The 18,146-nt window shown below is 70.8% G+C and carries 16 protein-coding genes and 1 tRNA gene; 9 read left to right on the forward strand and 8 right to left on the reverse strand.

The annotated features are described in order from the left end of the window. Positions 1 to 126: 126 nt before the first annotated feature. The 4 genes from QEZ54_RS02495 to QEZ54_RS02510 all read left to right on the forward strand — a co-directional run bounded on the left by QEZ54_RS02495 (position 127) and on the right by QEZ54_RS02510 (position 4,327). On the forward strand, positions 127 to 909 hold the full coding sequence (locus tag QEZ54_RS02495; RefSeq protein WP_281302778.1) for a TRIC cation channel family protein: 783 nt from the start codon (positions 127 to 129) through the stop codon (positions 907 to 909). Between the two features lie 64 nt (positions 910 to 973). Further along, positions 974 to 1,576, forward strand: a complete 603-nt coding sequence (locus tag QEZ54_RS02500; protein ID WP_281302779.1) for a hypothetical protein — start codon at positions 974 to 976, stop codon at positions 1,574 to 1,576. After that, positions 1,573 to 2,322 carry a hypothetical protein gene (locus QEZ54_RS02505; RefSeq protein ID WP_281302780.1) on the forward strand — a complete coding sequence of 250 codons (750 nt, stop codon included), beginning with the start codon at positions 1,573 to 1,575 and terminating at the stop codon, positions 2,320 to 2,322. The genes QEZ54_RS02500 and QEZ54_RS02505 overlap by 4 nt, the downstream gene beginning before the upstream one ends. Positions 2,323 to 2,491: 169 nt before the next feature. Continuing rightward, a complete protein-coding gene (locus QEZ54_RS02510; protein WP_281302781.1) occupies positions 2,492 to 4,327 on the forward strand; it encodes a hypothetical protein in 1,836 nt (611 codons plus the stop codon). Between the two features lie 55 nt (positions 4,328 to 4,382). Here QEZ54_RS02510 and QEZ54_RS02515 read toward each other — a convergent pair. From QEZ54_RS02515 to QEZ54_RS02525, 3 genes are all read right to left on the reverse strand, one after another. After that, positions 4,383 to 4,456, reverse strand: a tRNA-Met gene (locus QEZ54_RS02515). Positions 4,457 to 4,552: 96 nt separating this feature from the next. Continuing rightward, a complete protein-coding gene (locus QEZ54_RS02520) occupies positions 4,553 to 7,438 on the reverse strand; it encodes a UPF0182 family protein (protein ID WP_281303030.1) in 2,886 nt (961 codons plus the stop codon). A gap of 89 nt (positions 7,439 to 7,527) precedes the next feature. Continuing rightward, positions 7,528 to 8,586, reverse strand: coding sequence for a PDZ domain-containing protein (locus tag QEZ54_RS02525; RefSeq protein ID WP_281302782.1), 1,059 nt, complete (start codon positions 8,584 to 8,586; stop codon positions 7,528 to 7,530). 119 nt (positions 8,587 to 8,705) lie between these two features. Here QEZ54_RS02525 and QEZ54_RS02530 point away from each other — a divergent pair, with 119 nt between their 5' ends. Then, positions 8,706 to 9,983 (forward strand): zinc-dependent metalloprotease, encoded by a 1,278-nt coding sequence (locus QEZ54_RS02530; RefSeq protein ID WP_281302783.1) that lies wholly within the window; start codon positions 8,706 to 8,708, stop codon positions 9,981 to 9,983. Positions 9,984 to 10,182: 199 nt separating this feature from the next. Here the strand turns inward: QEZ54_RS02530 and QEZ54_RS02535 are convergent, their stop codons facing one another. Continuing rightward, positions 10,183 to 10,698 carry a M48 family metallopeptidase gene (locus QEZ54_RS02535; protein ID WP_281302784.1) on the reverse strand — a complete coding sequence of 172 codons (516 nt, stop codon included), beginning with the start codon at positions 10,696 to 10,698 and terminating at the stop codon, positions 10,183 to 10,185. A 444-nt stretch (positions 10,699 to 11,142) separates the two neighbouring features. Here QEZ54_RS02535 and QEZ54_RS02540 point away from each other — a divergent pair, with 444 nt between their 5' ends. The 3 genes from QEZ54_RS02540 to QEZ54_RS02550 all read left to right on the forward strand — a co-directional run bounded on the left by QEZ54_RS02540 (position 11,143) and on the right by QEZ54_RS02550 (position 13,873). Further along, positions 11,143 to 11,298, forward strand: a complete 156-nt coding sequence (locus QEZ54_RS02540; protein ID WP_166381884.1) for a DUF5679 domain-containing protein — start codon at positions 11,143 to 11,145, stop codon at positions 11,296 to 11,298. Positions 11,299 to 11,498: 200 nt separating this feature from the next. After that, positions 11,499 to 12,461, forward strand: coding sequence for a hypothetical protein (locus tag QEZ54_RS02545; RefSeq protein ID WP_281302785.1), 963 nt, complete (start codon positions 11,499 to 11,501; stop codon positions 12,459 to 12,461). A gap of 77 nt (positions 12,462 to 12,538) precedes the next feature. Continuing rightward, positions 12,539 to 13,873 (forward strand): AarF/ABC1/UbiB kinase family protein, encoded by a 1,335-nt coding sequence (locus QEZ54_RS02550; protein ID WP_281302786.1) that lies wholly within the window; start codon positions 12,539 to 12,541, stop codon positions 13,871 to 13,873. A 302-nt stretch (positions 13,874 to 14,175) separates the two neighbouring features. Here the strand turns inward: QEZ54_RS02550 and QEZ54_RS02555 are convergent, their stop codons facing one another. The 3 genes from QEZ54_RS02555 to QEZ54_RS02565 form a co-directional block, all read right to left on the reverse strand. Beyond that, complete coding sequence (locus tag QEZ54_RS02555) at positions 14,176 to 14,538, reverse strand: WhiB family transcriptional regulator (protein WP_281302787.1); 363 nt, start codon at positions 14,536 to 14,538, stop codon at positions 14,176 to 14,178. Between the two features lie 133 nt (positions 14,539 to 14,671). Further along, positions 14,672 to 15,022, reverse strand: coding sequence for a hypothetical protein (locus QEZ54_RS02560; RefSeq protein WP_281302788.1), 351 nt, complete (start codon positions 15,020 to 15,022; stop codon positions 14,672 to 14,674). Positions 15,023 to 15,155: 133 nt separating this feature from the next. After that, positions 15,156 to 17,336, reverse strand: coding sequence for an ATP-dependent DNA helicase UvrD2 (locus QEZ54_RS02565; RefSeq protein ID WP_281302789.1), 2,181 nt, complete (start codon positions 17,334 to 17,336; stop codon positions 15,156 to 15,158). 90 nt (positions 17,337 to 17,426) lie between these two features. Between QEZ54_RS02565 and QEZ54_RS02570 the strand changes: the two genes are divergently transcribed. After that, positions 17,427 to 17,684 carry a mycoredoxin gene (locus QEZ54_RS02570; protein WP_281302790.1) on the forward strand — a complete coding sequence of 86 codons (258 nt, stop codon included), beginning with the start codon at positions 17,427 to 17,429 and terminating at the stop codon, positions 17,682 to 17,684. Positions 17,685 to 17,833: 149 nt separating this feature from the next. Here the strand turns inward: QEZ54_RS02570 and QEZ54_RS02575 are convergent, their stop codons facing one another. After that, a complete protein-coding gene (locus tag QEZ54_RS02575; protein WP_281302791.1) occupies positions 17,834 to 18,082 on the reverse strand; it encodes a hypothetical protein in 249 nt (82 codons plus the stop codon). Between the last annotated feature and the right edge of the window lie 64 nt (positions 18,083 to 18,146).

Genomic DNA, 18,146 nt, shown 5'->3' on the forward strand with positions numbered 1-18,146 from the left:
TCACCGCTGGAAGATCGGCGTTTCGGGGACGGGCTGCGGTCATCTGCGGCTGCGGTGGCCGGGTCGGCGAGGGTCGTTGGCCGAGACACTCTCCTTTTTGTCGCTTTCGTCGATAAGCTCACGTTTGTGAGTGTGCTGGGTCATTCCATCCAGTTCGGCGGGTGGCAGTGGTACGGCGATCAGACGCTGATCAACCTGATCGCCGCCTCGACCAACGCGCTGAACGGGGCGCTGCTGGCGCGCCGGCCGGACCACTTCCGGCAGTACACCGTCGTCGGCGTGATCCTGATGGCCCTGCTCGGCGGCATCGGCGGCGGCGTGACCCGCGACGTGCTCATCAACCAGGTCCCGAGCGCGCTCACCAACCCGGCCTACATCACCCTGAGCGTGCTCTTCGGGTACCTCGGCTACAAGGTCGCCTACGGCCCCGGCCAGCTGTTCCGCGAGGGCTTCTTCCAGTTGATGACCGCCTTCTCGCTGCCCTGGTACGCGGTGGCCGCCGCCGAGAAGGCGGCCGCGGCCGGGATCCCCGCCATCGGCATCCTGGTGCTGGCCATCGTCGGCCCCACCGCCGGCCGGGTCTACATCGACCTGTGCAGCGGCGTCGCGCCGAAGGAGTTCATCCGCAGCGAGTGGTTCGTCGGCACCGCCCTGCTCACCGGCATGGTGTGGATCACCTGCGACACGGCCGGTCTCAGCACCTGGTGGGCGGCGGGCGTCTCGGTCGCGGTCGGGTTCTGCTTCCGGCTGCTTGCGCTGTTCCGGGGCTGGGAGGAACCGCTGGCGGCCGAACCGGCGGGCATCGTCGTACACAAGCCGCATGTGCTGCTGGGGCGCAAGCTGCACGACAAGTCGGATGAGGAGCTGCGCGACCTCGGGCTGCTGGTCGGCGACCCACCCGCGCGTTGAGGTTTTTCACAGGGTTGACAGAGCGTCGCCCGGGTATCTCCGCCTGTGAAGGAGGTACCCCACCATGACAACGACACAGCTGGTCCTGCTGATCGCGGTAGTGGTCGTCCTCGTGCTGTGCGGGGTCGGCGCGTGGCTGTACGCCCGGCGGGCCGCGCTGCGGCAGCGATTCGGCCCGGAGTACGACCGAGTGCTGGCCGAGCAGGAGTCCCGCACCGCGGCCGAGGCCGAACTGCGCGAGCGCGAGCGCCGCCACGCCGAACTCGAACTGCGCGAGCTGACCGACGACGAGCGCGCGCGGTTCACCGCCCGGTGGCGCTCGGTGCAGCAGCGGTTCGTCGACGAGCCGGCGGCGGCGGTCGCCGAGGCCGACGACCTGATCACCGAACTCGTCGCGGCGCGCGGCTACCCGACCGGCGACTACGACGAGCAGTTGGCCCAGCTGTCGGTGGACCACGCCGAGACGCTGGAGTCGTACCGGCACGCGCACGAGATCAGTGCGCGCGGCCGCGACGGGCAGGCGGACACCGAGGACCTGCGGGTCGCGGTGGTCCACTTCCGCAAGCTCGCCGCCCAGCTGCTCGGCGAGGAGCCGGTGGCGCCCCTGACCGACGAGCAGTCCCCCCGAACCGATGCCGCCCGGCAGCCGAAAGAGGTGCACGCATGACCACGTACGACACCCGTACCGAGACTGATCAGGACCGTGACGAGCTGCGCGAGGAGGCGCCGCGCGGGTACGAGGGCAACCATGTCGCCGACGGCGAGGTCGTCGACGTCGACGCGGTGCCGGAGCGGCCCGAGGCGCGGGGCGACGAGCCGATCGTCGACCTGGAGGAGCGCGACGGCGTCTACGTCCCGACCGACTCCGCCGCCACCGACGACGCGACCGAGGACGACCGCGCCGACGACAGCGACGGCACCACGCAGCCGCGCGGCGAGTTCCGTCCCGAGACCGACGAGGCCGCCCCGCTGTCGGAGCACCTCGAGGACGAGCCGGAGTCCGAGCCTGAACCGGCCGAGCAGACCCTGAGCGACGCCGAGGTGGCCGCGGCCGCTGCGGCGCAGACCGAGCCGCAGGAGCGGCCCGACGACGTCGCCGTCGGTGTCGCCGCGGTGCCGACCGCCGCCGGGGCCGAGCAGCCGGCGCCCGCGACGCTGTGGGCTGACGGCAAGACCGACGAGCTGCGCGACCGCTGGGAGGCGCTGCAGCTGCGGTTCGTGGACGACCCGGCCGGGATCACGTCCGAGCTGCGCGACCTGGTGGAGGAGGCGCTGCAGACGATGCAGCAGGAGCTGAGCCGCCGCCACGACGAGCTGGACTCGCTGGTGCAGGGCGCGGACGGCGACACCGAGCAGCTGCGGCAGGCGGTGCAGCGCTACCGCGACTTCTACCACGCGCTGCTGGCCCACTGAGCTGACAGCACGGCGGAGGGCGCCCACCCCGCGGGGTGGGCGCCCTCCGCCGTTCGTGCTACAACGACACTCGTCGATGCATCTGGGCAGGGTCACAACCGTTTCACAGTCGTTTCGCAGCCGCCGCCTGCTCTCCTCACTGATGCCCACATAGGACTCGGGAGGAGACATGAGGCTATCCAGCTTCACCGGCACCGTACGGCACCGGGTGCTGAGCGCGGTCGCGCTCACCGCCGCGCTACTGGTGTCCACGGCGCCCGCACAGGCCGCGACGATCGACACACACCCCAGCCTGGCGGCCCAGCAGGACTGGCAGACGAGGATCTCGCAGCTCGCCAAGCCGGCCCAGGGCTGCTTCACGGCCGTCTATCCGGCCGTCGAGTGGCAGCGGGCGGCGTGCGTGACGCCGTCGAAGAATCCGATGGTGCCGCGCCCGGCGGCGCCGAACAACCCCCGCACCGGTCCCCGGCCCATGGTCGTCGGCAACGGCGACGACCTCTCGGCCAAGGCCCCGAGCGGGTTCATCTTCAACGCGATCGGCTCGTTCGACAACGTGTCGGGCGTGACCAGCGTGAGCAGCCCGCCCGGCGGGGTGGGCGCGCCGGTGGCCAACGCGTACTCGCTGCAGTTGAACACCGACTTCTTCGTCAGCACCGCCTGCGCCGCCTCGCCCGACCCGAACTGCCGGGGCTGGGAGCAGTTCATCTTCGCCAACAACGGCACGTCCGGGATGTCCTTCATCCAGTACTGGCTGATCTTCTACAACGCCCCGTGCCCCGCCGGGTGGTTCACCTACGCCATCCACTGCTACCGCAACAGCCCCACCGCCGTGGGCGTGCCCAACCAGCCGATCACGAACCTGGCCAACCTGCGCGTGTCCGGCACCGCGAACCCGGGCAGCGACAGCGTCACCACCTTTGTCGGGCTCACCGCCTACACGACGGCCGGCGGCAACTACGTCAACGCGGCCGCGGGCTGGAAGATCGCCGAGTTCAACGTGTTCGGCGACGGCGGCGGCTTCTCCGCCAACTTCAACCCGGGCGCCTCGCTGACCGTCCGGACCCGGATCAACTACGGCGGCACGGCCGCGCCCATCTGCGTGGCTCAGGGCTTCACGGGCGAGACCAACAACCTGAGCTTCGGGTCTCCGCCGCCACCCCCCACTCCGCCGGGCCCGGCCATCCTGTTCACCGAGAACACGTCCAACACGGGTACGGCGAACTGCGCGTACGCCACCGCCGTGGGCGACACCCATGAGCACACCTTCTCCGGGCTGTCCTACGACTTCCAGGCCAGCGGCGACTTCATCGAGGCGCGTACCAGCGGCTTCGAGGTGCAGTCGCGGAAGGTGTCGGGTGCGCCGAACTGGCCGAACACGTCGATCAACGCGTGCGTCGGCACGCGTTCGGGCAGCACCAGCGTCGTGGTGGCGCTAGGCCCGAAGCTCTACGTGAACGGCAAGGCCGTCCTGCTCAACTCGGGCCAGCTCGCGCTGCCCGGAGTCGTGGTCAACCGCAGCGGCAACACGTACACCGTCGTCAACGACGCCGGTGACAGCATGAAGGCCGTGGTCAACCCGCTCTACGTCGACCTGTCGGTGGGGATGGGCACCTGGCCGACGTCGGTACGGGGCCTGCTCGCCAACCCCAACAACGACGTCACGAAGCTGGAGGCGGCGGACGGCACGATCTTCAACGTGCCGCTCTCGTTCAGCGACCTGTACAACGTCTACGGCCAGAGCTGGCGTGTCCCGCCGACCAGCAACCTGCTCACCGCGTGCAGCGGCCAGGTCCAGGCCGGCAACCCGAGCCGGCCGTTCTTCGCCAACGACCTGCCGCAGGACCTGCGCGAGCAGGCCGAGACCACCTGCATCCGGGCGGAGATCCACCAGGCGTGGCTCAACAACTGCACCCTGGACGTCGCCGTGCTCGGCGAGAACGCCGTGAAGGTGTACATCGGTGCGGCCCCGCCGGTGCTCGACGGCAACCCCCGGACGCAGTCGTAGGCACCGGATAGACCAAGGGCACTTACCCGGTCCGGGTAAGTGCCCTTGGTATTTGTAGCGGGGACAGGATTTGAACCTGCGACCTCTGGGTTATGAGCCCAGCGAGCTACCGAGCTGCTCCACCCCGCGTCGGCTCCGTAACACTAGCGCGTTGATCGCGGGACCTGCAAATCGGCACCGGGGTGATCCGGGTCATATGTCCCCGATCACCCCGGTACGCGGAGATCAGCCGGTGGTGGGCGTAGGGCTGGGCGTGGGCGTGGTCGGGTTCGCGGCGGCGTTGGCCGTCTCGAACTCCTTGATCGCCGCGTCCAGGGCGGCCAGCGCCTTGCCGTACGCCTCGAAGTCGCCCTTCTGCTGCGCCGCCCGCAGGTCGTCGATGGCCTGGTCGACCTTCGCGGCCGCCGCCGCCAGCGGTGTGCCCGTGACGGGCGGCGTGCCCGTCGTCGGCGGCTTCTCGGGAGTCACCACGGGCGGAGTGCCGGTGGTGGTCCCGACCAGCTGCTTGATGCCCTCGGCGAGGGTGTCCGCGAAGGCCACCTTGTCGCCGTAGCTCAGCAGCACCTTCTCCAGCAGCGGGTACGTCTTCTCACCGCTGGAGCGCAGGTAGATCGGCTCGACGTAGAGCATGCCGCCGCCGTACGGCAGGGACAGCAGGTTGCCCTTGACGACGTTGGGGCCCCAGATGTTGAGCTGGTTGCGGACCGCCCCGTCGTTCTCCATCTGCTGCTGCGCCTGGCCCGGACCTGGGATGCGGTTGTCCTTGTTGAGCTCCAGCACCTCCAGCACCGGCTTGCCGTCGACGTACGACCCGGAGATCAGCGCGGCGAGGTTCTGCCGCGCCGCCGGCGTCACCGCCGAGGTGAGCTGGAAGCGCGCCTCGGTCTGCCCCGGCAGCTGCGTGAGCAGGTAGTACGGCGGCTGCTTGGCGTCGCCGTGGCCGGCCGGGTCGTTGGGCACCGCCCAGAAGTCGGGTGCGTTGAAGAAGTCGTTGGCGTTGTTGACGTGGAACCGGGTCAGCAGGTCGCGCTGCACCTTGAACATGTCCGCCGGGTAGCGGAAGTGCGCCGCGAGCTCCGCCGGGATCTGGTCCTTCGGGGTGATCAGCTTGCCGCCGAACGCCTTGTTCCAGGCCTGGAGGACGGGGTCCTTATCGTCGAACTGGTACAGCGTGACCGTGCCGTCGTAGGCGTCCACGGTGGCCTTGACCGAGTTGCGGATGTAGTTGATCTCCTGCTTGGCCAGGCGGAACGTGCCGTCGCCGGTCAGCGAGTCGCTGGTGGCGTCCTGCAGGTCGATGCGCTGCGAGTACGGGAAGTTCGCGCTGGTGGTGTAGCCGTCGACGATCCACACGATGCGCCCGTTCACCGCCGCCGGGTACGGGTCGCCGTCCAGGGTCAGGAACGGCGCCACCTTCTGCACCCGGTCGCGCGGGTCGCGCTCGTACAGGATCTTCGAGTTGCCGTTGACCGCGTCGGCCAGCAGGAACTTCGACTCCGCGTACTTGATCGAGTAGAGCAGCCGCCGCCAGGTCGAGCCGATGTCGACGCCGCCCTTGCCGGTGTAGGTGTAGCGGGCGTCGCTGGTGTCGCCGGTGGGCCGGTCGTACTCGGCCGCGGCCGCGCCGTCGGAGCTGCCCACCACCGCGTAGTCGCTCATCCGCTCGCCGTAGTAGATGCGCGGCTGCTCGACCGGCAGCTTGTCGGTGGGCGAGGAGCAGCCCTGCTCGCTGGACTGCTTCGACTGCCCGGTGAAGAAGCCGGAGACGAAGAACGGCTGGCCGTTGCAGACCGTGGTGTTGGCCGGGGCCGCCACCAGGCCGTAGCCGTGGGTGAAGACGGTGTGCCGGTTGATCCAGTTGTTCTGTGCCGCCGACAGCTTGCTGTACTCGATCTCGCGTACGCCGACCACGTAGTCGGCGAGCTTGCCGTCGACGGTGTACCGGTCGATGTCCAGCTTGTCGCCGAACTGGTAGAAGCTGCGCACCTGCGAGAACTGCGTGTACGTCTCGGGCACCACGGCCGGGTCGAGCAGGCGGATGTTCGGCACGATGGTCTTGTCGTCCGCCAGCGAGGCCGGCGGCACCAGCGTCTCCGACGAGTAGGGCGTGCTCACCGCCGCGTCCAGCCCGTACGCGCTGCGCGTGGAGGCGATGGCCCGCTCGATGTACGGCGCCTCGCGGCTGTTGCGGCTCGGGTCGACCTGGAACGTCTGCACGCCCCACGGGTAGATGCCACCGATCGCCACCGCCGAGATCGCCAGCAGGCCCAGCGCCACGCCCGGCCAGGTCAGGTTGCGCAGCCACGCGTTGGAGAAGATCAGGATCGCGATCGCCACGATCACGGAGATGTAGGTCAGCATCTCCTTGGCCGGCAGCAGCGCGTGGATGTCGGTGTAGCCGGCGCCGGTCAGGCCGGTGCCGGTGATGGTGTCCAGCAGCAGCGCCCGGCGGTCCAGCACGTACGCGATCGCCTTGAGGATCACGAACAGCGCCACCAGGCTGGTCAGGTGGGCCCGCGCGCCGGTGGTCATCCGGTCGCCCGGCCCGGCCAGGCGCACCCCGCCGTAGAGGTAGTGCACGCCCATCGCGCCGAGCAGCGCCAGCACCGTCACGGTGAAGCCGGTGTTCAGCAGGTACTGCCAGAACGGCAGCTTGAAGACGTAGAACCCGATGTCGGTGCCGAACTGCGGATCCTTCTGCCCGAACGGCACCGCGTTCTCGAACAGCAGCCACTGCTGCCAGTGGCCCTGCGCGGCCAGGCCGCCGAAGAACGCGATCACGCCGGACAGCAGCAGGAACCAGCGGTTCAGGTGCGGGCCGAGCAGGTACCGGTAGCGCTCCAGCGTCTGCTGCTCCACCCCGGTCGGGGGCAGGAACGGCCGCAGCTTGTACGCCAGGTACAGGTTGCCGAACAGGAACGCGCCGATGATCAGGCCGAACACCCCGAACAGGCCCAGCCGCGTGCCGAGCTGCCCGGTGAACACCCTGGTCGCGCCGAGTTCGTCGAACCACAGCCATTCGGTCCAGGCGTCCACCACCCATCCGATGAGGGCGAAGAACACCAGCAGGCCGGTCAGCACGATGAGCCAGGCGCGGCCGCGGCGGCTCATGTGCGGCAGTTGACTTGATCGGGTCACCACGTAGGAAGCCTACGTGGCCGCGCAAGGACCAGCCTCGCCGCGTCGCGGTGCCGACGCCGTCAGCAGGTCGGCGGCTGACCGCCCGCACGCAGCGTGGCCAGGGCGTTCAGCGCGTCGTCGAGGGTCGCCACCTTGATCAGCGGCAGGCCGTCGAGGGCGTTGGCCTTCGCCTCGGCGCAGTTGTCGGCCGGGGTCAGGAAGACCTTGGCGCCGGCCTTCTTGGCGCCGTACAGCTTCTGCGGCACGCCGCCGATCGGGCCGACGTTGCCGGCGTCGTCGATGGTGCCGGTACCAGCGATGATCTTGCCGCCGGTGAGGTCCTCCGGGGTCAGCTTGTCCATGATGCCCAGGGCGAACATCAGGCCCGCGCTGGGACCGCCGATGTCGTCGAGCTTGATGCTCAGGTCGAACGGGTGCGGCTGCACCGTGGCGACCTCGATGTTGATGCGCGGGGTCTGGTCGGTGGCGGAGGCGGGCTTGGTGGCCACCTCGACCGCCTCAGCCTTGCCGTCCCGGGTGACCTGGAACTTCAGCACCGTACCCACCGGCTTGGCCTTGATCAGCTCGACCAGCTGCGACGGCGACTCGATCTTCGTGCCGTCGACCGACTCGATGACGTCGCCCTTCTTCAGCTTCCCGTCCGAGGCGCCGCCCGCGGTGACCTCGCCGACACTGACGCGCACCGGGTAGCCCAGCTTGCGCAGCGCGGCGGTCTCCGCGCTGGTCTGCGACTCCTTGAAGTCCTCCTGGTTCTGCTGCTCGACCTGGTCCTTGGTGCGGTCGGGCGGGTAGACGAACTCGTACGGCACGACGGCCTGCTCGTCGGAGAACCAGCCCTTGATCACGTCGAGCAGGCCGGTGCGCGACTGCACGTTCACGGTGACCAGCCGCAGCTGCCCGTCGGAGTCCGACGTCGAGGTCTTGGCGATCTGGATCACCTCCTGGCAGCCCTTGGCGCCGACGGTGCACTCGTCGCCGTCGGCGTCCACCGCGGTCAGCGTGTTCACGGTGGGACCGGCGCTCATCACCACGTAGGGCACCCGGGCCAGGCTGATTCCGGCCACCAGCAGCACGGCGAGCACGAAGCCCGCCAGTACGGTCACACCGCGACGTTTCATGCGGGCCAGCGTAGCCGCCGCGCCCGGGAATCCGGCTCGAAGAGCGGCCGACCCTGAATTGTCCCCGATCAGCCCGGGGTATGAGTCACTTCGGCTCAACTTCGCGTACGGTGGAGGGCGTGTCCGACACCCCATTCGGGTTCGCCTTCCCCGGCGGCCAACCACCAGACCCCAACGACCCGCAGCAGATGCAGCAGTTCCTGGCGGGCCTGCAGCAGCTCATGGCCATGAGCCAGCCGGGCGGCGGCCCGGTGAACTGGGACCTCGCCCGCCAGGTCGCCACCACGACGCTGAACACCGAGGGCGATCCGGCGGTCTCGGCCGCCGACCGCGCCGAGGTCGGGGAGGCGCTGCGCCTGGCCGACCTGTGGCTGGAACCGGTCACCTCGCTGCCCAGCGGCCTGGTCGGCACCGCCGCCTGGAACCGCAATGAGTGGATCTTCAACACGCTCGACGTGTGGCGCAAGCTCGCCGACCCGGTGGCCGGGCGCATGGTCGCCGCCATGGGCGACCTGGTCCCGCCGGAGCGCCGCGCGCAGCTCGGCCCGATGGCCGCGATGATCACCGGCCTGGGCGGCGCCCTCTTCGGCGGCCAGTTCGGCCAGGCCCTGGCCAAGCTCGCCACCGAGGTCCTCTCGGCCGGCGACATCGGCCTGCCGCTGGGCCCCGCCGGCACCGCCGCGCTGGTCCCGGCCAACATCCGGGCGTACGGCGAGGGCCTGGAACTCGACCCCGGTGAGCTGCGCCTGTTCACGGCCCTGCGCGAGGCCGCCCACCAGCGGCTGTTCGGGCACGTCCCGTGGCTGCGCGGGCACGTGCTCAGCGCCGTCGAGGCGTACGCCAACGGCATCAAGGTCGACCGGGAGGCGATCGAGGAGGCGCTGGGCCGCATCGACCCGAGCGACCCCGAGTCGATGAACGAACTGCGCCTGGAGGGCATCTTCACGCCCGACGACAGCGAGCAGCAGCGCATCGCGCTCAACCGGCTGGAGACCACGCTCGCGCTGGTCGAGGGCTGGGTCTGCCACACCGTCGAGGCGGCGGCCGCCGGTCGCCTGCCCAACGTGGTGCGGCTGTCCGAGATGTTCCGGCGCCGCCGCGCCGCGGGCGGACCCGCCGAGCAGACGTTCGCCGCGCTGGTCGGACTGGAGCTGCGCCCGCGCCGCCTGCGCGAGGCGGCAGCCCTGTGGGCGGCGCTGACCGAGCACCGGGGCGTGGACGGGCGGGACGCCCTCTGGGCCCACCCGGACCTGCTGCCCGACGAGGAGGCGTTCACCGATCCGGTCGCGTACGCCACCCGCTCGGAGACCGACTGGGACATCAGCGCGCTGGACGACCTCGCGCCGAACCCGGAACCGGGGCCGCCGTCGGACCCCGACGACCCCGCTCACCCCTAGCTTCAACCGAAGGAAGGGCCCCTTCTTATCGCTTCGCGATGTAGAAGGGGCCCTTCCTAACGCTCACGCCCCCGCCGAGGCGGCCCGGCGCAGGGCGAACGTGCAGTTTCGGGGAAACTGGGCGAATTGGGGTCATGATTCCAGCACTTTCCCTGAAATTGCACGCATCCGGCGGCGCGGCGCCGCTCAGTGCCCCGGGTCAGTGGCCGGCGGCGGCGATGCCCTCGAGGTAGCCGCGGGCGCGCTCGGTGCGCGGGTAGCGGCTGACCAGCTCCCAGAAGCGGGCGTTGTGGCTGGGCACGATCAGGTGGACCAGCTCGTGCAGCAGCACGTAGTCGCCCACCCAGCCCGGCATCTCGCGCACCCGCTCCGACAGCCGGATGGTGCGGTCGGCCGGGGTGCAGGAGCCCCAGCGTCCGTTCTGGTTGGTGACCCAGCGGACGCTGGCGGGCATGGCGATCGCGCCGAACTCGGTCAGGTAGCGTTGGGCGAGCTGCCGCGCGCGCGTCTCCAGATCGGCATCGCTACGCTGGCTGCGCAGGTCTCTCGCGGCGAGCCGGGCGAGCATCTTGCCGACCCACTCGCTCTCCTCCGCGCGGGAGAACTGGCTCGGAATGAGCACCACCACCCGCTCACCCTCCCGGTAGGCGGACACCGTCCGACGCCGACGCTCGCTGCGCCGGACCTCGACCACGGGCTTGCGTGCGGCGGCCATCAGCGACCGGCACAGGCCAGGTGGTTTGCGGGGGTAACCAGGGGGGTGTTGCTCACGGCATGGACGCTAGCGGCCGCCTCCCAGGGTTCCGCAAGGGTCAATCTTGTGATCATCGCCAGATTTGGCTGGATACGTGCCCTTCGCCAAGAAAATTCTTGCGGCCGGGCATGATCGCCTAGGTCGCCATAAGGGACATTGCTCGATACGCAGGCGACTTCCAGAGAATGCCTCATCTTCGACAAGCGTGATGACTCCGGCGTGTCTCGCGTAACCTGACTAGTCAGATCGATCCGGACAGGCAGACTTCCACCGTCACAGCACGGGCGCCCCGGCGGTGGCGCCCGGCGATCCGTCGCCAGTGGCTCCACTCGGCCGTCCGCCGCAACGGCGGCCGTCACCGACTCCCCACCGGCGCCCGGCACCGTTGATCATGGAGGAGGAATCATGGCCGAGGAGAAGTACAACGGCTACTGCGTGAAGTGCAAGGAGAAGCGTGACTTCACCGGCAAGGTGGAGATCTCCAAGACCGGTATGCGGATGGCCAAGGGTCCCTGCCCCGTCTGCGGCACCACGGTGAACCGCATTCTCGGCAAGGCCTGAGCCACCGACCGTTCCCGCGCGGCACCTTCGCGCACAGCACAGAGGGCCCGCGAGGTTACGCGGGCCCTCTGTCGTACTCCCGACATTTCTCCCCAAGATCTGTGGATAACCCCGGTCCGGGCTGTGGAAAACGCCTTGATCATCGGGGATGGCCTGTGGATAACGCACCGGAAGTCCGATCCCGGCGGCACGCTCGGCACGTGGAACGTCACCCCCTGCCACGCCCGACCCTGCTGCCCGGCCTGCGCCTGCTCTGGCGCAACCGGCACACCGTGCAGGTGGGCACCGACCCCGGCCAGGCCGTCGTGCTGGAGCTGCCGCACCCGGCCGCGGCCCGGCTGTTCGACCTGCTCGACGGCGCGCGCACCGAACGGGCCGTGCTGGCCGAGATGGGCCGGATCGGCCTGGCGGCGCCGCAGGTGCACGAGGTGCTGGGCGCGCTGGTCGAGGCGGGCCTGGTCGTCCCCGCCGACGCGCTGCTGCCCGCCGCCCTGCCCGCCGCCCGACGCGACCAGCTGCGCGACGAGGCGGCCGCCCTGGCCCTGCGCGACGCCGGGCGACCAGGCGCCCGGCCCTCGCGGACGCTGCGCCGCCGGGCGCAGGCGCGGATCGTGGTCGCTGGCCACGGGCCGCTGGCCGAGCTGCTGGGCGAGACCCTGCAGGCCGCCGGGGTCGGCACGGTCGCCTGGGTGGACCGCCCCGGCGGCACCGCCCGGCTCGCCGGGTCGGCCGGGCACACCCTGCGCGCCACCGACGCCACCTTCCGGGTGCAGGTCGGTCCCGCCGTGAGCGGCCGGGGCACCCGGCGGCGCGTGCCGCACCTGGCCCTGGGCGTGCGCGACGGCACCGCCGTGGTCGGCCCGCTGGTGCCCGCCACCGGCGGCCCCTGCCTGCGCTGCCTGGACCTGCACCGGGCCGACCGCGACCCGTGCTGGCCGGATCTGGCGGCGCAGCTGGCGCAGGCGGCGCCGGTGCGCGACCCGTGTGCCGCGGCCACCCGGGTCACCGCGGCCGGCTTCGCCGCCGCCGAGATCCTGGCCTTCCTGGACGGCGCCGAGCCCACCACGATCGGCACCACGGTGGAGATCAACGGGGTGGCGCCGTGGCGGCGGCGGTCATGGTCACCGCACCCGGCCTGCGACTGCACCCGGCGCCGCCGGTGAGCGCCCACCGCCGTGGCCTTCACGAACTCTTCACCGCGGCATGACGCATTCGCGCCGAGGTCGGCGACAATGGCACGGTGACCGACATCCCGCGCCGAGCCGTCTCCCGGACCGCCAAGCTCGCGTCCCTGCCGCTCGGCTTCGCCGGGCGGACCGTCCTGGGCTTCGGCAAGCGGATGACGGGGCTCGCCACCGACGTGATCAGCGCCGAGATCCAGGAGCGCACCGCCGAGCAGCTGTTCAGCGTGCTCGGGCAGCTCAAGGGCGGCGCGATGAAGCTCGGCCAGGCGCTGAGCGTGTTCGAGGCGGCGCTGCCCGACGCCCTGGCCGAGCCGTACCGGGAAGCGCTGGTCAAGCTGCAGGAGGCGGCCCCGCCGCTGCCCGCCGCGACCGTGCACCGGGTGCTGGCCGAGCAGCTGGGGCCGGACTGGCGCACCATGTTCCGCGAGTTCGACGACTCCCCCGCCGCCGCGGCCAGCATCGGCCAGGTGCACCGGGCCGAGTGGAAGGTGCCGCGCCGCAAGGCCGGTCTGCCGGTCGCGGTGAAGGTGCAGTATCCGGGCGCCGGGGACGCGCTGATCGCCGACCTGACCCAGCTGTCCCGGCTGGCCGGGCTGTTCAAGGTGATCCAGCCCGGGCTGGACGTGAAACCACTGGTCACCGAGCTGCGCGCCCGGGTGGTGGAGGAGCTCGACTACGAGCTGGAGGCGGCCAGCCAGCGGGCGTTCCACGAGGCGTACGCCGACGACGAGGAGATCCTGGTGCCGCGGGTGCTCGCCGCCGCGCCGCAGGTGCTGGTGACCGAATGGGTCGAGGGCATTCCGCTGTCGAAGATCATCGGCAGCGGGACCGTGGCCCAGCGCGACCGGGCCGGGGCGCTCATGGCGACGCTGCACTTCTCTGCCCCGGCTCGCGCCGGGCTGCTGCACGCCGACCCGCACCCGGGCAACTACCGGCTGCTGCCCGACGGGCGGCTCGCCGTGATCGACTTCGGGGCGGTCGCGCGGCTGCCGCTGGGGCTGCCGGAGCCGGTGGGCCGGATCACCCGGCTCGCGCTGGCCGGGCAGGCCGACGCGGTGCTGGCCGGGCTGCGCGACGAGGGGTTCGTGCGGCCCGACACGCAGGTCGACGCGCAGGCGGTGCTCGACTTCGTCCGGCCGATGCTGGAGCCGCTGGCAGTCGAGGAGTTCCGGTTCACCCGGCAGTGGCTGCGCGACGAGGCGGCCCGGCTGGCCAGCCCGCGCAGTGCGGCGTACCAGCTGGGGCGGCAGCTCAACCTGCCGCCGTCGTACCTGATGATCCACCGGGTGACGCTGGGGTCGATCGGGGTGCTGTGCCAGCTGGAGGCCAAGGCCGGTTACCGGGGCATCCTGGAGCGCTGGCTGCCGGGCTTCGCCGAACCGGCGGCCTGAGCGGTCGTACGACGCAGGATGCCCGCCGCTGGGGAGGCGGCGGGCATCCGATGAAGTGAGCTCATCAGGTTGTCGCTATCAGCGCATCGACTGCTCTCGGGCACGTCGGCGGGCGGAGAGGATGACCTGGCGAGCGGAGCGGGAAGCCTCAGAGGGGATGGTCTGAGGCTTCGGCATTCGAGCCCGGCTCATGATTTCGTGGATCATATACATGTCGCTGATTCCGCTTCTCTCATTCATTTCTTCGTCCTATTCGGATAACTTGCTAGCCGGCAGGCGGCTGGTGTGGATGGTTGCAGAGCTCAGGCGGCCAGACGGACCGACTCGCGAACGGTGACCGTCGCGGCTACCCGCGCCTCGGTCTCGGCCACGAGGGCCGCCTCGCGAGCGAGGTCCTCCTTGCGCGGACGGCCACGGGGACGCTTGCGCGCCACGACGGCACCACGCTCGAAGATCTCACCGCCCCATACACCCCACGGCTCCTCGCGCTCGAGCGCCCCAGCGAGGCACTCGACCTTGAGCGGGCACTCGCCGCACATCGACTTGGCGAGCTCGAGCTCCGCGGGAGCGTCGGAGAACCACAGGTCCGGGTCGAACTTGCGGCAAGGAAGCTCTGCACCCAGCTCGACGCTGAAGTCGAGGGCTGGGGCCAACGCCAGACTCATCTTTCGGTCACCTTTCCTTCGTTGCAGTTGCGGTGGCTGCAATCGGGGGCCCGGTCTGTTGACCGGAAATAACTAAGGCCGCGGATCCCGGTGTACGGGTTCCGCGGCCTCGAGGTGAGCCGGTTTCGGTCTGCTAGACCGGTATACCTCGAGGTGGAACGCCGCCGAATCCATCGAGCTTGATGCCCTCGGACTCGTTCTTCCGGTAACCCTTGGTGGTGCTGGTGCTGCTGTTGTTGCTGGTGGTGCTCGTGCTGCCCATCAGGACCGGGGCACCCGCCGGGGCGGTGGCCAGGATCGGGTTCCTCGGGGCCCAGTGCAGCTGTCGCTGGGCGACCAGCTGTGCCGCCAGCAGGCTGGCGACGGCCGGGACTGCGGCCACCAGGGCACGGTCCACGGGCAGAGTGCGGTTCACGGGCGACGCGAACGTGGGCGCACAGGCGGAAGCGAACGCCGACAGGGTGATCGTGTTGGTCATCTCCACGGGACTCGCCTCCTCTCCGAAAGTGCCCTAGTCGCTTACAGAACGTGAATCACCATCTCGGAGCAGCACAGATGCGCGCTCTTTGAGGTGTGACCGAAGGCTATGCCTCCGGGGCGGGGACGCGCAAACGGTTTTACGGCTCTGTTGCCAAATCTTTTTGAAGATCTTCTGAATCCGGTTGATCGGGCGCCAAATCCGCCACCGCCGCACCCCTGAGCAGCGCCAGCACAGCCTCGCCGTACAGCTCCAACTTGCGCGGACCGATGCCGGCGATCTCCACCAGACCGGATCTGTCCGATGGACGACGCTCGGCCAGCGCCGTCAGGGTCGCGTCGGTGAACACCACGTACGCGGGGACCCGGGCCACCGCCGCGACCCGGCCCCGCCAGTCGCGCAGCCGCTCCAGCAGCGCCTCGTCCAGCGTCGACGGGCAGGTCACGCAGCGGCCGAGCTTGCGCTCCGGCCCGGTCAGCAGGGTCGCGCCGCACACCCGGCAGCTCACGATCACGGTGCGGACCCGGCGCTCGGCCGGCGCGCCCGGCACCGCCGCCGCCCGCCGCGCCGACGGCACCGCCGCGCCGTCGACCGGACCGGGCAGGAACCGGCACGCCCGGCGCGCGCGGCCGCCCGGCGACCGGGCCTCGCCGTAGCTCAGCCACAGCCACTGCCGGGCCCTGGTGATCCCGACGTACAGCAGGCGCCGCTCCTCCTCCAGCGCCTCCGGCGTGCGCGCGTAACCGGTGGGCAGGGTGCCCTCGACCAGGCCGACCAGGAACACCGCGTCCCACTCCAGGCCCTTCGCGGCGTGCAGGCTGGCCAGGGTGACCCCGGCGACCGTCGGCGCGTGCTGCGCGTGCTCCCGGCGCGCCAGCTCCTCGTTGAAGCCGGTCAGGCCGCCGTCGGCGCCCGGCTCGGGGCGGAACTCGGTCGCCAGGCGCACCAGCGCGGCCAGCGACTCCCAGCGCTCGCGCGCCGCCCCACCGCTGGGCGGGCGGTCCGGCTGCCAGCCCAGCCCGGTCAGCACCGCGCCGACCGTGCCGACCAGGTCGCCGCCGTCCTCGGACCGGGCCGCACCGCGCAGGGCCACCATCGCCTGGCGGATCTCGGGGCGCTCGAAGAAGCGCTCGCCGCCGCGCAGCACGTACGGCACGCCGTGCTCGGCCAGCGCCTCCTCGTACGTCTCCGACTGGGCGTTGGCGCGGAACAGCACCGCGATCTCGGCCGCGGGCGTGCCCGCCGCGATCAGCTCGGCGCACCGGCGCGCCACCGCGATCGCCTCGTTCGCCTCGTCGGGGAAGGTGCGCAGATCCGGCTGCGGGCCGGGCGGGCGCTGGCCGATCAGGTCCAGCCGCAGCCGCGCCTCACTGCCCCTGGCCTGCCGGATCACCGCGTTGGCCAGGCCGACCACCTGCGGCGTGGACCGGTAGTCCCGCACCAGCCGCACCACGGTCGCGTCCCGGTGCGTACGCGCGAAGTCCACCAGGTACGACGAGGTCGCGCCGGTGAACGAGTAGATCGTCTGCGCCGCGTCGCCGACCACGGTCAGGTCCCGGCGGCCGCCCAGCCACGCCTCCAGCAGCCGCTGCTGCAGCGGATTGACGTCCTGGTACTCGTCGACGACGAAGTGGCGGTACTGCGAGCGCACCTGCTCGGCGACGTCGGAGTGCTCCTCGATGCCCCAGCACATCGCGCGCAGCAGGTCCTCGAAGTCGATCACGCCCTGGTGGCGCTTGACCTGCTCGTACGCCTTGAACACCGCCTCGACCTGAGCGGCCTCCAGCGGCACCTCGCGCCCGGCCTTCGCCGCCTCGACCGCGTACTCCCCCGGCTCGACCAGGGACGACTTCGCCCACTCGATCTCGCCGGCCAGGTCGCGGGCGCCGACGCGGTCGGCCCGTACCCCCGCCTTGGCCGCCGCCAGCGTGACCAGCCGGGCCTTGCTCTCCACCAGCTGCGGCATCTCGCGGCCGCGCAGCAGCCGCGGCGCGAAGAACCGGAGCTGGCGCAGCGCCGCCGCGTGGAACGTGCGCGCCTGCACGCCCCGGGCATCCAGTGCGGCCAGGCGTTCCCGCAGCTGAGCAGCCGCGCGGGCGGTGAATGTGACGGCCAACACATGCCGCGCCTGGATCTGCTCGGACACCACCCGGTACGCGATCCGGTGCGTGATCGCGCGCGTCTTACCGGTGCCCGCACCAGCGAGAATGCACACTGGACCGGCCGGGGCCACCACTGCCGCCCGCTGCTCGTCGTCCAGGCCGGCCAGCACCCGGGCCGCCTTGACCTGGGCGGTGTCCTGGGCACGGTCGTCGGTCACACCTGGAATCATCCCAGGTCCATTCGATGTTGCTGCGGTTAGAGTCCGAGTCCCCCGCGGAGAGAGCTCTCCCCCGACCTGAGGATGACCATGCTGACCATGTACTCGACCACCTGGTGCGGCTACTGCCACCGGCTGCGCACCCAGCTCGACCGCGAGGGCATCGCCTACACGGTGATCGACATCGAGCAGGACCCGAACGCGGCCGAGTTCGTCATGAGCGTCAACGGCGGCAACCAGACGGTCCCGACGGTCAAGTTCAGCGACGGCTCCGCCCTCACCAACCCGAGCATCATCCAGGTCAAGGCCCACCTCGCCACCCTGTCAACGGCGACCGAACCGGCCTGACCAGGCTCGCGGCGGCCCCGTCGCGACCTGCCCCGCACCCGCCTGGCATCGACACTGGCCTATCTAGAAGACGTATCTCGGAATTCCGTCTTCTAGATAGGCCAGTGTCAATTTAAGGCGGGTGCGCGGAGCGCGGCCGGAAGCGCAGCTCAGCTGGGCCACTTCGGGGCGTCGAGCCGGACCACCTTCACCCGCTGGCGCCCCGACCGGACCGCGCCCACCGACGCGAGCGCCCGCGCCAGCTGGAGCGCCGCGTCCAGGGAGTCCGCCTCGGCGACCTGGCGCCGCTGCTCCGGACTGATGGTCTCGTCGCGCAGGGGCAGCTCTTCATGAACCGACGCCACCACATCCTCGGGGGCGAACGGTCGGACCTCGGTCCGGACGATCAGGTACCGCATGCGCTACTCCGTCACTGCTGGCGGGCGGAGGCGAAGTGGGTCCATGGGTGGAACTTCCACATTC

This window comes from Catellatospora sp. KI3 (genome assembly GCF_029948125.1).
GTDB lineage: Bacteria > Actinomycetota > Actinomycetes > Mycobacteriales > Micromonosporaceae > Catellatospora.